This window comes from Eleftheria terrae, from assembly GCF_030419005.1.
Taxonomy (GTDB): Bacteria; Pseudomonadota; Gammaproteobacteria; order Burkholderiales; family Burkholderiaceae_C; genus Caldimonas; species Caldimonas terrae.
In genome coordinates this window covers 201,626-216,967 of record NZ_CP106953.1, presented here as the reverse complement: position 1 = coordinate 216,967, position 15,342 = coordinate 201,626, and the positions used below count along the sequence as shown (strand labels likewise).

General features: G+C 71.1%; 8 protein-coding genes and 1 pseudogene. 8 read left to right on the top strand and 1 reads right to left on the bottom strand.

Features of this window, described 5'->3' with window-relative positions; genetic code table 11:
* Nucleotides 1-288: 288 nt before the first annotated feature.
* The 3 genes from N7L95_RS27785 to N7L95_RS27775 are packed head-to-tail and all read left to right on the top strand — an operon-like array spanning nucleotide 289 to nucleotide 1,267.
* Nucleotides 289-771 (top strand): tlde1 domain-containing protein, encoded by a 483-nt coding sequence (locus N7L95_RS27785; RefSeq protein ID WP_301260878.1) that lies wholly within the window; start codon nucleotides 289-291, stop codon nucleotides 769-771.
* A 2-nt stretch (nucleotides 772-773) separates the two neighbouring features.
* A complete protein-coding gene (locus N7L95_RS27780; protein ID WP_301260877.1) occupies nucleotides 774-1,028 on the top strand; it encodes a hypothetical protein in 255 nt (84 codons plus the stop codon).
* 26 nt (nucleotides 1,029-1,054) lie between these two features.
* A complete protein-coding gene (locus N7L95_RS27775; RefSeq protein WP_301260876.1) occupies nucleotides 1,055-1,267 on the top strand; it encodes an LPXTG cell wall anchor domain-containing protein in 213 nt (70 codons plus the stop codon).
* A 279-nt stretch (nucleotides 1,268-1,546) separates the two neighbouring features.
* On the opposite strand, the pseudogene N7L95_RS27770 reads toward N7L95_RS27775, so the two are convergent.
* Nucleotides 1,547-1,813, bottom strand: a pseudogene (locus N7L95_RS27770) (integrase core domain-containing protein); the annotation flags it as partial.
* Nucleotides 1,814-2,807: 994 nt separating this feature from the next.
* Between N7L95_RS27770 and N7L95_RS27765 the strand changes: the two are divergent.
* The 5 genes from N7L95_RS27765 to N7L95_RS27745 all read left to right on the top strand — a co-directional run bounded on the left by N7L95_RS27765 (nucleotide 2,808) and on the right by N7L95_RS27745 (nucleotide 15,299).
* The gene (locus tag N7L95_RS27765; RefSeq protein ID WP_301260875.1) at nucleotides 2,808-10,736 is read left to right on the top strand and encodes a type I polyketide synthase; all 7,929 of its coding nucleotides are present in this window, start codon (nucleotides 2,808-2,810) and stop codon (nucleotides 10,734-10,736) included.
* A gap of 94 nt (nucleotides 10,737-10,830) precedes the next feature.
* Complete coding sequence (locus N7L95_RS27760; protein WP_301260874.1) at nucleotides 10,831-11,352, top strand: SET domain-containing protein-lysine N-methyltransferase; 522 nt, start codon at nucleotides 10,831-10,833, stop codon at nucleotides 11,350-11,352.
* A gap of 73 nt (nucleotides 11,353-11,425) precedes the next feature.
* Nucleotides 11,426-12,457, top strand: a complete 1,032-nt coding sequence (locus N7L95_RS27755; RefSeq protein WP_301260873.1) for a TauD/TfdA family dioxygenase — start codon at nucleotides 11,426-11,428, stop codon at nucleotides 12,455-12,457.
* Nucleotides 12,458-12,468: 11 nt separating this feature from the next.
* Nucleotides 12,469-13,893, top strand: a complete 1,425-nt coding sequence (locus N7L95_RS27750) for an aminotransferase (protein ID WP_301260872.1) — start codon at nucleotides 12,469-12,471, stop codon at nucleotides 13,891-13,893.
* The gene (locus N7L95_RS27745) at nucleotides 13,887-15,299 is read left to right on the top strand and encodes a gamma-aminobutyraldehyde dehydrogenase (protein ID WP_301260871.1); all 1,413 of its coding nucleotides are present in this window, start codon (nucleotides 13,887-13,889) and stop codon (nucleotides 15,297-15,299) included. The genes N7L95_RS27750 and N7L95_RS27745 overlap by 7 nt, the downstream gene beginning before the upstream one ends.
* Nucleotides 15,300-15,342 lie beyond the last annotated feature (43 nt).

Here is a 15,342-nt window from a genome sequence, read left to right as displayed (position 1 = left end):
GCTGACCAACATCGGCTCGACATTCCGATCCAAGCCCGCAGCCCGGCCGGTTCCTCCTCGGACGAGCACATCTCTGCATTCGCGGCCGCATCGAGGATGGCCGTGCTCTACCTATCGGTGAACCCAACGTCGAAAGTGGGTGACGTCGTACACGAATTTCGGCTAACGGCTAATTGGTCAGCGACCCCTGAGTTGAGGGGTGCGCGCAGAAACAGTGTGTACATCAGCGAATCGGCCTGATGCCGCCGGCCATGATTTAGGGCTCAACAGATGGATGGGAGGTTCTCCATGTCCGACTACACCGAAGAGCGAGCGCGGCCCGCTGTACCGCATTGCGCGCGTGCCACGATGTCGCTCCGTTTCAACGGCACGTACTTGACCTTGTCCGGCAAGAAGACCCGCGTCTTCCCCGCCGTATCCGGCAAGCCGGACCAGAACGGCAAGTTCGCTTACTCCGCAGATCGGCAGAAGGTCGCATTCGCCGGGCCGATTCCAGAAGGTGAGTACTGGATCAACTTCGAAGAGCTGTGGACGAACGCCTTTTGGCGCCGCGGTTCGTATCGCGCATGGGGCAACTACCGCCTCACCATCCATCCGCTTCCCTCGACCAAGACACACAATCGCGGCGGCTTCTTCATCCACGGCGGCGCAGTCCCGGGCAGCGCCGGCTGTATCGACTTGAACGCCAAGATTGACGACTTCGTCGCAGCCCTGCGCGAGGAACTCGGCGATAGCAAGTCCTGCTACATCCCCCTGTCCGTCGCCTACTGACCATGGCAAGTAAGGCCCCCGCAATCGTCGCAGCAATCACCGCCGTTGCCGTACTCGGCGCGGCAGCGTTCGTCACCGTATCGAACCTGATCGAGTCGTATGGGAGCGGCCCACCCTATTACGGCTTGACCACGAACATGGACAAGTGGGAGAGCCCCGTGCCCTTCCTCCTGGCATTCGATGCCGTGGCGCTGGTCATTGCTGCGGCTCTCGGCTGGTTCGCCAGGAGCCGGCTGAAGCGTTCCATCATTCGCTGACGGGCTGGCTCCCGGCGTCTGAATCCGTGGGAAGAATCAAGACCCTCGGCCTGGCTCTGCTGCTCATCCTCGTGTTGGCGGTCAGCGGGTGCATTGTTGTCACCCTGGCCATCCTGCCGAACGATGCCAGCATCGATGAGGGGTGGGCCTACAGCTGGGCCGGCATGGCGGCAGGGGCGATTCTCGGCGGCCTCGCATTCTGGTGGTCCCGCCGCCGCAAGGTTCAGCCGCATCACTGACCCTTCACCGTCACGTTGAACATTGGGACCAAGGAAGGCAGGTCCTTCCCCCTGGCTCTGGTGAGCTCCGTCCGACCCAGCTTCGGCGCCGCGGACTCGGCGAGCCTGGCGATGATCTCTAGCGATCTCGCCAGGTCCGCCTTGCCGTTCTCGCTGCCGTCGCCCTAAGAGCGGCTAACAAAACTCAGCGCAGCGGTTCTGGCTAGGCGCGCCGCCGCAGACAGTACGACCGGTACGGCAAGGCGGCGCAACGACGCCAGAAGAGTTTTGTTAGCCGCTCTAAGTGTGAACTGTCAAGGCGTTGTCTCTTGGCGGAGGAAGGCGGGGCATGGGTGCGACGCGGCCGATGCCGTGATGTGGATGGTGCCAGTTGTAGTGCCGCTGCCAGCTGTGAAGCGCCTAACGTCGCTGCTTGGAGTTCTGGTGGGTGCAGCCATAGGCCCGCTCACGCAGGGCCGACTGGATGAATCGCTCGGCCTTGCGGTTGCTTTGCGGGCGGTACGCTCGCGTGAACCTCTGAGTGACGCCCAGCTGTCGACAAGCCTGTCTGTGGACTGCTCCCGGACCGGGAGCAGTCCACAAAGCTTGCGACGACAGCGAAGGCGGGTCCTTCTCCATTCCCTAGGATGGTCATCCTAGTTTACATAAGAAATATTCTGCAGAATGTGCGCGATTCGCCGGATCTCCTGAGCGGGCTGCGGCTCTGTTCTGCGTCTGCGTCTGCGTCTGCGTCTGCGTCTGCGTCTGCGTCTGCGTCTGCGCCTGCGCCTGCGCCTGCGTCTGCGTCTGCGCCTGCGTTCAGTGGGAATCGTCTTTGACATGGTGACCGCCCGTCGGCACCCTTGGCGTGTCGTCGATCGCCCTCCCGAAGGCCGCTTTCGGCGGCCTCGGGCGCCGCCGGGCCACGTGCAGCGAGAAGCGGTGGCCGTCTTGATGCCGGGGGCGTGCATTGCCATCGCGACGCGCCATAGCGCGCCGCAGGATGACCGGCTGACGCGGCAAGACAGCTCGCCTGTTCCGCCGAAGCTGTGGCGCCGGCAACCTGGCGTCGGCGCAAGGCCGTGGCTTTGGCCGCGAGCTCGCTCTTTTAAGGGGTCGTCGTGAGGGGTGAATCGCGCCGGCGCACAGCAGCGTATTCCTTATGTCAGGCCTGGTCAGCTTACCTAAAGCTGACGCAGAAATATTTCTGCCATATACCTGACGTTTATCTTACGAGGCACCGTCATGCGCTTGCGCTGGCTGCCGATTCACGTGCGGCGCTGCTGTCAGCAGCTTACCTGTCCTCTGTTAATCCTTACAGTTCCCGCCTTATAGGGCCAGCGGCATGATCACATCTGAGAAAAACGCATAACGATGGAAGAAAATATTTTCTAGAACACCCTCTCCCATTTCCATTCTGCTTTGATCGCGTTCGATGCTGCCGCTGCGGCGGGCTCAAGGGCCTGCGGCTGCGCGCCGCATTGTTTCTGCATTTTCAGTCTGCTGGCGCCGGCGGATGCGGCTTGGCCGCGCGCTGCCTGGGCGCTGGCCGGAAGGTGTCATGTCCCGGATCAGGTCGGTTGCTGCTGGATCCCTGAATAGCCGAATCAAGTTCATCGCTTTCCCTTTCGCGGGCGGCGGTGAGCAAAGCTATCAAATCCTGGCCGAAAGGCTGCAGAAGGATTTCGCCTTCATTACCCTTGCCCTGCCCGGGCGCGGGCAGCAGCATGATATCGAGCCGTATAGCGACTGGAGCGCGCTCGTATTTGATCTGGCGCAAGAAGTCATTCAACAGGCCGCCGGTTCTCCGTTTGTATTATTTGGGCACAGCTTCGGCGCCCTGCTGGCCTTTGAAGTGGTACGCGCGCTGCGGCAATGCGGGGCGCCCATGCCGCTGGGCCTCATTTTGTCGGCCTGCCCGGCGCCGCAGCTGCCCCGGCCGCGCAGTGAGCCGGGGCGGCAGACGCACACGCTGCCCGGCACGGCCTTTCTCGATGCGGTGCGCGAGTGGGGCTTCTTCAACAGCCACTGGCTGGGCCCCTCCACACCGGCGGTGCAGGACGCGCTGCTCCGCCATGCCGAGGCGGCCTTGCGGGCCGACCTGCGGCTGGATGAAACCTATCGCTTTGCGCCCGGCGCACCGCTGGCGCTGCCGGCGGTGGTGATGGGCGGTACACAGGACCACAGCGTGGCGCCGCAGGCGCTGCAGGCCTGGCAGGACCAGTTCGCCACGCCGCTCGCCTGCACGGTGGAGCGCTTCGACGGCGGGCACTTCTATTTCCTGCAGGACGATGCCACGGCCGACGCGCTGGCGTCGCGCCTGGCGCTGCACGGGGAGCACTGGTTGCGTGACCGGCCGGCCTCGCTGCGCAGCCAGGCGCCCGCCCCTGGCTCCCTGCTGGCTGCCCACGGCTGGGATGCCGCGCAATGGCGGTCCGGCCAATCGGTGCTGGCCCACATCTGTGGCCAGGTGGACCGGACGCCGGATACGCCCGCCCTGGTCGACGGCGAGCGCCGCTGGAGCTACCGCGAGTTGTCGGCCGCTGCCGCCCGCTTGGCGGGCAGCCTGCAGGCGGCGGGTGTCAAGGCCGGCGAGGTGCTGGGCGTCTTCCTGCCGCACAGCGCCGAGTACACGCTGGCGCTGCTGGGCGCCTGGGCCTGCGGCGCGGTGGTGTGCCTGCTCGAGAAGAACTGGTCCGACTCCCTGCTCAGCGAATTCGTCGCCAGCGCGGGCGTGAGCCGGGTGCTGGTGCTGCCCCAGGACCTGGACCGCCTGCAGGCGCTGCTGGGGCCGGTGCCCTGCCTGGTGGTGGAGGCGGGCAGCGGCCACGGCGACACAGCCCGCCTGCAGGCCCGGCCCTGCCGCGGCGAGGACCTGGCCTTCGTTTCGCTCACCAGCGGCTCCACCGGCAAGCCCAAGGCGGTGCTCACCACCCAGCGCGGCTGCAGCTACTGCTTCCTGGCCCGGCAGGACCTCTACCCCTACCAGGCAGGCGAGCGCGAAGGCATGAATGTCTTCTTCGCCTGGGAATGCCTGAGGCCGTTGATGTTCGGCCTGGCGGCCGTGATCATCCCGGACGCGGTGATCTTCGATCCGCCGCGGCTGCTGGCCTTCCTCGAACAGGAACGCATCACGCGCCTGGTGGTGACGCCGTCGCTGCTCGAGACGGTGCTGGACGCACCGGGGCTCACCGACCGGTTCGCCGACAGCCTGCTCGCGCTGCGCACCTGCTTCCTGATGGGCGAGGTGGTGCCGGCGCGCCTGGTCGAGAAGGCGGCCCGCCGGCTGCCCTCGACGCTGCGCCTCGTCAACGCCTACAGCACCTGGGAGAGCCTGGACGTGGCCTATGCGGAGCTGTTGCCGCCGCCGGCCGGGCTGGGGGACTGCGCCCCGGTGGGCCATGTGATGCCTGGCTGCACGGTGGCGGTGCTGGATGAGGCCGGACGGCCGGTGCCGCAGGGCGTGGCGGGTGAGCTGTATGTGGCCAGTCCCGGCCTGGCGCCGGGCTACCTGGGCGATGCGGCGAAGACGGCCGAACGCTTCCTGCCCGCGCCGCCCGCCCTCGCCAGCCTGCAGGTGGCCACGGTCTACCGCACCGGCGACGCCGCCCGGCTTCTGCCCGATGGCCAGCTGCTGGTGCTGGGGCGCATCGACAGCACGGTGAAGATCCGCGGCTTCAAGGTGTCGCTGCACGCCATCGAGGCGGTGCTGGACGCGGTGCCGGGCGTGGGCAAGTCGCTCGTGCTGCCACTGGAGGACGCGGCTTCCGCCGGGCAGCCCGCCGGGCTGGTGGCCTATGTGGTCGGCCCGGACGGCGCGCCTTCGGAGACGGTGCTGGCCCGGCTGCGCCAGCAGGCGCGTGCCCGGCTGCCGGAGTACGCGGTGCCGGGCCATGTCATCGGCCTGGCGGCTTTTCCGCTGCGCCAGGGTGAGTCGCGCAAGCTGGACCGGGCGGCGCTGCCGCGCCCGGCGCGCGACGCGGTCGCCGCCACGGGCGGCGCCGCGCCGCTCGACGCTGCGGCACCGACCTCGCTGGAGCAGCAACTGGCCGCCTTGTGGCGCGAGGTGCTCGGGGTGACCGAGGTGCACCGCGATGACCACTTCTTCGAGCAGGGCGGCAGCTCGCTCGCGGCGGCCCGCCTGGTGGGGCTGCTCAACGACCGGCTGGGCCTGTCACTGGCCGTGCTCGACCTCTACCAGCACAGCCGCTTCGGCCAGCTGCTGCAGCAGTTGTCCGGCAACCGGCCGGCCGGCGTCGCGCCAGCGGCCACGCCGGCAGCATCTGCGGGGGGCACGGCCGACCGCACCGCGATCGCCATCGTCGGCATGGCGGGGCGCTTTCCTGGCGCTGCGTCGATCGAAGCCTTCTGGCGCAACCTGCGCGATGGCGTGGACAGCCTGCGCCGCTACAGCCGGGACGAACTGCTGGCCCAGGGCGTGGATGGGGCCCAGCTCGACCATCCCGACTGGGTGCCGGTGGGCCAGGTGGTCGACGGCGCCGACCGCTTCGACGCCCACTTCTTCGGCATTGGCCAGCGCGAGGCAGGGCTGATGGACCCGCAGCACCGCCTGTTCCTCGAAGTGGCCTGGGCCGCGCTGGAGCAGGCCGGCCATGCGCACAGCGACAACCCCTACCGCAGCCGCACGGGCGTGTTCGCGGCCTGTGGCATCGATGGCTACCTGGTGCATCACCTGCAGGGCGGCGGCTTGCACACGCCGCTCGACCCGGGCCGGCTGTTCCTCACCGAAATCGGCAACGAGAAGGACTACATCGCCACCCGCGTGGCCTACCAGATGGACCTGGGCGGGCCGGCCGTGACGGTGACCTCGGCCTGCAGCAGCGCCCTGGTGGCCGTGGCGCAGGCGGCGCAGGCCATCGCCTCGGGGCAGTGCGACATGGCGGTGGCCGGCGCGGCGGCACTGACCTTCCCCAACTTCGGCTATTGCTACGAAGAGGGCTTGGTGGGCAGCGTCGATGGCCATGTGCGGCCCTTCGACAGCCGCGCCAGCGGCACGCTGTTCGGCGATGCGGTGGGGGCGGTGGTGCTGAAGCGGCTCGACCTGGCGCAGGCCGACGGCGACCCGATCTGGGCGGTGCTGTCGGGCTGGGGCCTGTCGAACGACGGCCGCCTGAAGGCCGGCTACACCGCGCCCAGCGCCGAGGCGCAAAGCCGCTGCATCTCCGACGCATTGCGCATGGCGCGGCTGCACCCGGCCCAGCTGTCGTATGTGGAATGCCATGCCACCGCGACGCTGATCGGCGATGCCATCGAGCTCAAGGGCCTGAGCGATGCCTTTGCGGCCGCGCCGCCTGGGCCGCCGCTGCGCCCCGCGAGTTGTGCCATTGGCAGCGTCAAGGGCAATATCGGCCACGCGAACGCGGCGGCGGGCATCACCGGGTTGATCAAGACGGTGCTGCAGCTGCATCACCGCGAGCTGGCGCCCACGGTCCACTTCGACACGCTGAACCCCAAGCTGGTGCCATACGTGGAGCACGAGGGCTCGCCCTTCCACGTGCAGCGCAGCCGGAGCGAGTGGACGGTGGCGGACCCGGCGGTGCAGCTGCCGCGGCGCGCCGGCGTGTCCAGCTTCGGCATCGGCGGCACCAACGCGCACCTGATCCTGGAAGAGGCACCGCCGCCGGTGGCCGCGCCGGTGGTGGCGCCGGGCCGGGCGCGGCCGGTGCAGCTGCTCACGCTGTCGGCCCGGTCGCCGGCCGCATTGCGGCGCCAGCTGACCGAGCTGGCAGAGCACCTGGCCGATGCCAGCGCCGCCGAGCTGGCCTGCAGCGCCTACACGCTGCATCTGGCGCGCGAGGCGCATGTGCTGCGAACGACCGTGTGCGCCCCGGCTGACGCCCGGGCCGCAGCGCAGGCACTGCGTGAGCAGGCGGCCCGCCTGCCCGCCACCCTGCCGCGCGCCAAGCCGGGTGCCACGGTGGCCTTCTGTTTCTCCGGGCAGGGCTCGCAACAGGTGGGCATGGCGGGCGGCCTGTACCGCGCCGAGGCCGAGGGCGGGCGCTTCCGGCGCCATTTCGATGCGGCCTGCGCGGCGCTGTCGCGTCACCTGGGCGTGGACGTGGCGAGCCTGGTGATGGAGGCGGACGAGCGAACGCTGCAACGCCCGCTGGTCACCCAATGCGGGCTCTTCGCGGTGGAGCACGCGCTGGCCGCGCTGCTGGTGGACTACGGCGTGCGGCCGGTGGCGGTGGCTGGCCACAGCATCGGGCAGTACGCGGCGGCGGTGGCGGCCGAGGCGCTGACGCTGGACGATGCGGCCGCACTGGTGGCGGCGCGTGCCGCGGCCACCGAGGCGCTCGACGGCTTCCCTGGCGACGACGGCCGCCGCGTGCCGGGTGGCATGCTGGCGGTGCGGGGCGACGAGGCGGCCATCCTGGCCTGGTTGCCGGGCCAGCCGGGGCTGTGGCTGGCGGTGCGCAATGCGCCGGGGCAGCTGGTGCTGGCCGGGCTGCAGCCGGCACTGGAGCGTGCCCGCCCTGCACTGGCCGCGCTGGGCGCCGAGTGCCGCCCGGTTCCGGTGTCACACCCCTTCCATACCGAGCTGCTGCAGCCGGTGGCCGACGCCATCGGCCGGCTGGCGGTGGCGGGCCGCCGGCCGGCCCTGCCCATGACCTGCAATGTCCGGGGCGGCTGGCTGGGCGAGGAAGCGGCCGATACCGCCTACTGGGCCCGTCATGTGGTGGCGCCGGTGCAATGGGCCGACAACGTGGCCACCCTGCTGCGCTGGCAGCCGGATGTCATCGTCGAGATCGGCCCCGGGCAGGTGTTGTGCCGGCTGGTCGGCAAGTGCCTGCCGGCGGGGGGGCCTGCGCCGCAGCTGCTGGCCAGCCTGCCGGATGACGCGCGTGGCGCGGACGACACGCTGCACTTCAGCGAACTGCTCGGCCGGCTCTGGTGTGCCGGCGTGCCGCTGGACTGGGCGGCCTACCACCAGGGCGAGGCCAGTGCCGACGGCCAGCCCTTGCGGCGCCGCTGGCTGCCGCCCTATCCCTTCGACCCCGACAGCCACTGGACCCGGCCGCAGGCCTCCATCTATGTGAAAGCGGCCGCGCCGGCGCCGGCTGTCGCCGCAGTCACTGCCGCTGCCGCTGCGCCGGAGTCTCCCTGGCTGGTGCGGCTGCAGCCGCGGCCTGCGGCGCGGCTCAAGCTCTACTGCTTCCCCTACGCCGGCGGCAGCAGCCGCAGCCTGGAAGGCTGGGCTCGCAGGGCGCCCGACTGGCTGGAGGTGGTGGCGGTCGAATGGCCGGGCCGCAACCGCCGGGCCGAGGAGGCGCTGGCGCGCGACGAGGCCGACGACCTGCGCGCCCGCCAGGCGCTGGCGGCGGCCATCCTGGCGGATGCCGGCTCGCTGCCGGTGGCGTTCTGCGGCCTGAGCTATGGCGGCGCGGCGGCCACCGAGTTGCTGTGCAGCGAACTGGCCGAGCTGGCCCGCAGTGGCCAGGTCAAGGGGCTCGCCATCGTCGGGCGCGCGCCGCTGCTGGAGCAGCCGGACATCGCCGCCGATCCGCAGGACTTCCTGCTGGTGCCCGCCGAGCTGCAGGCCGACCCCCTGTGGCGTGAGCTGTTCCTGCCCATCCTCGAGGCCGACCTGGCGGCCGATGCGCGCAGCGCCCGCCGCACCGCGGCGCGCTGGCAGGCCGCCGGTCGCAAGCCGCTGCTGGCCCTGCCGCTGCAGGTGCATGGCGGCGACGATGACCCGGCCTTCGACTGGCGGCAAGCGGCTGACTGGGGCCGGCTGTCTTCGCTGCCGCTGGCCGGGCTGCATGCCTACCCCGGCGGGCACGACTTCATGATGCGGGCGGAGTCCGAGATCCTGGCCCGCCTGGCTGACTGGCTGCAGCCGCAGCAGGCGACTCCGCGGGGCACGGCCACGGTGAGCGCTGCGCCGGTCTACGCGGTGCACTGGCAGCCACTGGCGCCGCGCACGCCGCCGGCCACCGCAAGTGCCAGTGCATGGGCTGACTGCCCGCCGGGTCGTGAAGCTGCGCTGCTGGACTGGCTGCGGCCCCGTCTGCAGGCGCCGGGCGACCGCGTGGCCCTGCTGTGCCGACGCAGTGACGACGACGTCAACGGCGCCCGGCAGTGCACCGGCTTCGCCACCCTGTGGCAGGGCCTGATGCGGCACGGCTGCCAGGGCCACCTCTGCCTGGTGCTGCCGATGGATGCCGGCAGTGGCCCGCTGGCCGGTGCGGCGCGCGTGGCCGCCGCCGAGCAGGCAGCCCTGGGCGTCCAACTGGTGCATGCCGACGACCATCCCGACCTGCGCGCCGGCCGGGTCGACGCCGGCTGGATCGATCGCCTGCTGGCCGAGGCGGCGGCGCATGCCGACGAGCCGCAATGGGCCCGCCGCCGCGGCCGCCCGCTGGCCCCGCGCCTGCGGCGCCATGCCGGCCCGGCGCTGCCGGACGGCAGCCTGGGGCTGTCGGGCGGCCACTACCTCGTGACCGGCGGCTCCGGCGGCCTCGGCGCCGCGGTGATCGACTGGCTGGTGGACCACCAGGGCGTGCCGCCCCAGCGCATCGTCGTGCTGCAGCGCAGCGAGCGGCCGTTGCGCGCGGGCCTGCAGGTGCGGCGCGTCGACTTGGCCGACGCGGCCGGGCTGGCGTCGGCGTTGGACGGTGTGGCTCACATCGAAGGCATCTTCCACCTGGCGGGCGTGCTGGACGACGGCATGCTGGAGCAGCTCGACGCCGGGCGCATCGGCCCGGTGCTGGCGCCCAAGCAGGCACTGGCTGGCGTGCTGGCCCATGCCGGGCGCTGGGAGACCCGCTGGGTGATGGCGTTCTCGTCCACCAGCGCCCTGCTGGGCGTGCCGGGCCAGGCCAGCTACGCCGCGGCCAATGCCTGGCTCGACCAGCTCGCCAGCTGGCCCGCGGCGGACAGCCGGCCGCCGGTGTTCAGCGTGCAATGGGGCAGCTGGGGTGAAGCCGGCATGAGCGCCCGCAGCGACAAGGCCTTGCGCCGCGCGCTGCAGGACGGCGAACGGCCGCTGGCCACCGGCTCGGCGCTGCAGGCGCTGTCGGTGCTGCTGGCGGGGGTGCTGGGCGAGAACTTGCCGGGGCGGCAGTTCGCGGTCTGCGACGTCGACTGGGCGCGCTCGCCCTGGGCCGGCCAGCCCCTGGTGCGCGAGGTGCTGGCTGGGCCGCCCACCCAAGCAGCTGCGCCGGCCGATGCCGGGCCGCTGCCTGGCGGCCCGGCCGGTGTCGGTGCCGGCCGGGCCGCCGAGGCCGCCGGCACCGAGCCGGTGATGGGCTTCCTGCGGGAGCATGTCAGCCGCTGGGACGAAGCCCTCAGCCTGTCCGCGCTGGGGCTGGACTCGCTCGATCTGGCACAGCTGCGCAACGGCTTCTTCAAGCGCTTCGGCCAGCAGGTGCCGCTGTCGCTGCTGGCCACCCCCGGCCTCACCCTGGGCGCCCTGCTGCGGCAGCTGCGCGAGGCGGCCGGCCTGGCGACATCACAAGCGCCGTGAGCCCAGTTCTCGTTTTCGTGCGGCATGGCGTTGCGCAAGACGCCGTGCCGATCCTTCCCTGCCCGAGCCCGTAGCCACAACACGGAAAGCACCAATGAGCACATTGACCATCGTCGAGTCGACGGCCACTGCCGAAGGGCTGTATCCCAATGCCGACCTCGATCCCTGCGAAGGCTATCCCGCCACCAGTGAGTTCGAGGTGGTTCAGACCCAGGACGGCCGTGGCGCCGGCATCCGCAGCCTGCGCGCCTTCCGGCGCGCCGAGATGATGGCCCGCGTGTCGGGCCAGCTGCTGGGGTCGCGCCGGCTGCACACGCTGCAGATCAACCCGCAGTCGCACCTGCACGACCCGCATTTCTGCGGCCTGCTGCTGCACTCGTGCGACCCCAACACCCGGCTCGACATGGTGAGCTTCGAGCTGTGGGCGCTGCGCGACATCCGGCCCGGCGAGCTGCTGACGATGGACTACGCCTCGACCGAGGACATCCTGATGCGCCAGTTCGCCTGCCGCTGCGGCGCGCCCAGCTGCCGTGGCTGGATCACCGGCGCCAAGGAGCGCCCCAACGAGGAAGGCCAGGCCCTGCTGGGCCGGCTGAAGGCGATGGAGCCGGCCTGAGGCCCCCCCGCGCCGTCCACCCCAGCGCAGGCCCGCGCGGCCTGCCATGAGCCAGCGACACAGGAGCAAGGTTGTGCAAGGTTTTGTCGAGCTGAACGAGCGCAGCGACCGGATGGTGCCGGTGCGCGGGCGCCGCTATCTGGCCGGCTCGGACAGCGAGCAGGTGCCGCTGGCCGTGCCGATGGCGAACGAGCGCCTGCTGAGCCTGCGGGCCGAGCAGCGCCTGCAGACGCCGCAGGAGGCGGCCGCCGCCTGCCGGCCGCTGATCGACGCGCGGCTGGCCGAGACCGGCGCGTTGCGCCTGTCGGGCCTGCCGCTGCGCGAGCGCGCGGACTTCGATGCCTTCATGGCTGCGCTCGGCTATGCGCCGCACAGCTATGCGGGCGGCATCGCGGTGCGGGCCCGCGAGAGCGGCATGGCGCTGGTGGCCAGCCAGGAGGATGCGCGCATCACCATGGCACCGCACAATGAGATGGCCTACCTGCCGGACGTGCCGGCCAAGGTCTTCTTCTTCTGCGAGCAGGCGGCGCCGCACGGCGGCGAGGTGCCGATCAACGACATCCGCGACAGCGTGCGACACATCCCGGATGAGGTGCTCAGCGAATTCGCCGAGCGCGGCATCCGCTACCACCGCCACCTGCCGCGCGAGTCCACCCCCACCCAGGTGGGCTGGATGGAAACCTACGGCGTGCCGGATGCGGCGGCACTCGACGCCCTGATGCAGGCGCAAGGCCTGGAGCACCGCTGGGCGACCCGCCAGGCGGTGATGATCAGCCAGCTGCGGCCCGCCTTCCGGGCCGACCCGGATGGCGGCGCGCCCCTGTGGTTCAACCAGGTGACCGAGCTGCACAGCTCCTACTGGCGCAACCACCCGCTGTTCCCGAGCGACGCGCCCGAGCACAGCTACCCGGCCACCACCTCGTATGGCGACGGCGAGCCGATCGACCCGCAGCTCATCACCTCGCTGCGGGCGGCGCTGTGGCAGACCGCCAGCGCGGTACGCATGGCGCCGGGCGATGTCCTGGTGCTCGACAACCTGCACATCCAGCACGGCCGCTTCGCCTATGAGGGCCCGCGCCGCCACCTGGTCAGCATCACCGCATGAGGTCGACGCCGATGGCAACCCCCCACCCCGCCCCCAGCCGCATCGAACGCCAGGACATGCAGCACCTGCTGCATCCCTGGGCCGACCTGTCCAGCCTGGGCCGGCAGCCGCCCATGGTCATCAGCGAGGCACGTGGTGCCCGCGTCACCGACAGCCACGGCCAGACCTACCTGGACGCCATCGGCGGCATGTGGTGCGTCACGGTCGGCTATGGCCGCGCCGAGCTGGCCGACGCCATGCGCGCGCAGGCGCTGAAGCTGCCCTTCTACACGCCGTTCGGCGCGATGGCGAACGAGCCGGCCAGCGAGCTGGCAGCCGCACTGGCCGAGCTGGCGCCGGGCGACCTGAAGCGGGTGCACCTGACCACCTGCGGCTCCACCGCGGTGGAGTCGGCGCTGCGCTTTGCGCACTACTACTTCGGCGCCACCGGGCGGCCCGGGAAGCGCCACATCCTGTCCCGCGCCGACGCCTACCACGGCAGCACCTATCTAGCCGCCTCGGTCTGCGGCAAGGCCTGGGACCGCACCTGCTTCCAGTACGAATCAGGCTTCGTGCACCACCTGAGCGCTCCCAACCCCTACCGCCGGCCGCCCGGCGTGGCAGAGGGCGACTTCTGCGACTGGCTGGTGAACGAGCTGGAGCAGCGCATCCTGGCCATCGGCCCGGAGCGGGTGGCCTGCTTCATCGCCGAGCCCATCCTCGCCTCCGGTGGCGTCATCGTGCCGCCGGCCGGCTACCACCAGCGCACCCTCGAGGTGTGCCGGCGGCATGAGGTGCTCTACATCTCCGACGAGGTGGTGACCGGCTTCGGCCGGCTGGGCCACTTCTTCGCGTCGCAGCCGCACTTCGGCATCGTGCCGGACATGATCATCTCGGCCAAGGGCCTCACGTCGGGCTACCAGCCACTGGGCGCGCTGCTGATCTCGGAGCGGCTGGTGCAGGCGGTGTCGGGCGAGCAGGCGGCGTCCAACCCGGTCTTCACCAACGGCTACACCTACTCCGGCCACCCGGTGGCCTGCGCGGTGGCGCTGGCCAACATCCGCCTGATGCAGCAGGAGCGCATCTGCGAGCATGTGCGCGAGGTCGGCCCCTACTTCATGGCGCGGCTGCAGGAGCTGCGCCGCCTGCCGCTGGTGGGCGATGTGCGCGGCGACCACCTGATGGCCTGCATCGAATGCTCCAGCGGCTTCGTCGAGGCGCTGCCCACCGTGCAGGACATCGCCATCGCCCAGCGTGTCGACGCCCACTGCCAGGCCATGGGGCTGCTGGTGCGGCCCTACGAGAGCATGTGCATCCTCTCGCCGCCCCTGACCATCACCCGGGCCGAGATCGACGAGCTGTGCGACATCCTGGCCCGCGCGCTCGAGCGCACCCAGCAGGACCTGCTGGCCGGCGCCCGCGGCGGGCAACCGGCTCGCGAGGGGGTGGCATGCTGATCGGCGGCGAGCACGTGCGCGGCGGCGGCAAGCCGCTGGAGCTGCTGGACCCGGCCACCGGCCAGGTGATCGAGACGCTGGCCAGCGCCACGCAAGCCGATGTGGACCGGGCGGTGGCCGCCGCCGCCGCGGCATTGCCGGGCTGGCGTGCCACCCCGCCCGGCACGCGCGCGCAGTGCCTGCTGGCACTGGCGCAGGACATCGAGGAGCGGGCGGCCGAGCTGGCCGCCATCGAGAGCCGCAACACCGGCAAGCCGCTGCACCTGGTGCTGCAGGACGAGCTGCCTGCCATCGTCGACTGCTTCCGCTTCTACGCCGGCGCGGCACGCACGCTGGGCGGCCCGGCGGCGGGCGAGTACGTGGCCGGCCACACCAGCTTCGTGCGGCGCGACCCGGTCGGCGTGGTGGCGCAGATCGCACCGTGGAACTACCCGCTGATGATGGCCGCCTGGAAGATGGCGCCGGCGCTGGCGGCCGGCAACACGGTGGTCTTCAAGCCGTCGGAATGGACGCCGCTGTCGGTGCTGGCCCTGCAGGACTGCTGGGCGCGCCGGCTGCCGCCGGGGGTGCTGAACCTGGTGGTCGGCACCGGGGCGACGGTGGGCCAGGCGCTGGTGCGGCATGCGGGGGTGCGCATGGTCTCGCTCACCGGCTCGGTGGCGGCCGGGCGCTCGGTGCAGGCCACAGCAGCCGGCAACCTCAAGCGCACCCACCTGGAGTTGGGCGGCAAGGCGCCGGTGCTGGTGTTCGACGATGCCGACCTGGCCGCGGTGGTGGCCGGCATCCGCTCGGCCGGCTTCTACAACGCGGGCCAGGACTGCACGGCCGCGTGCCGGGTCTATGTGCAGCGCGGCATCCAGGACCGGCTGCTGCAACAGCTGGCCGATGCGGTGGCCTCGCTGAAGGTCGGCCCGCCGGGCGATGCGGCCACCGAGCTGGGCCCGCTCATCCATCCGCAGCACCGCGAGCGGGTGGCCGGCTTTGTGCAGCGCGCGGCAGACCTGCCGCGGGCCCGGGTGCTGGCCGGTGGCCAGGCGCTGCCGGGCCCGGGTTGCTATTTCCAGCCCACGCTGATCGCCGGCCTCGCGCACGACGACGAGATCGTGCGCGAGGAAGTGTTCGGCCCGGTGGTGACCGTCACCGCCTTCGACACCGAGGAGCAGGCGCTGGGCTGGGCCAACGACTCCGAATACGGCCTGGCCGCCTCGGTCTGGACCGGCGACGCTGCGCGAGGGATGCGGCTGGTGGCCCGGCTGGAGGCCGGCGTCAGCTGGGTCAACACCCATTTCACCTACACCGCCGAGATGCCGCACGGCGGCGTGAAGCAGTCGGGCCACGGCAGCGACCTGTCGGTGCTGGGCCTGCATGACTACACCCAGCCGCGCCATGTGATGTGGCGGCACTAGGCCGGCCCTGGCTGCGATTGCCTTTTTCTCCCCCCTTCTTGCC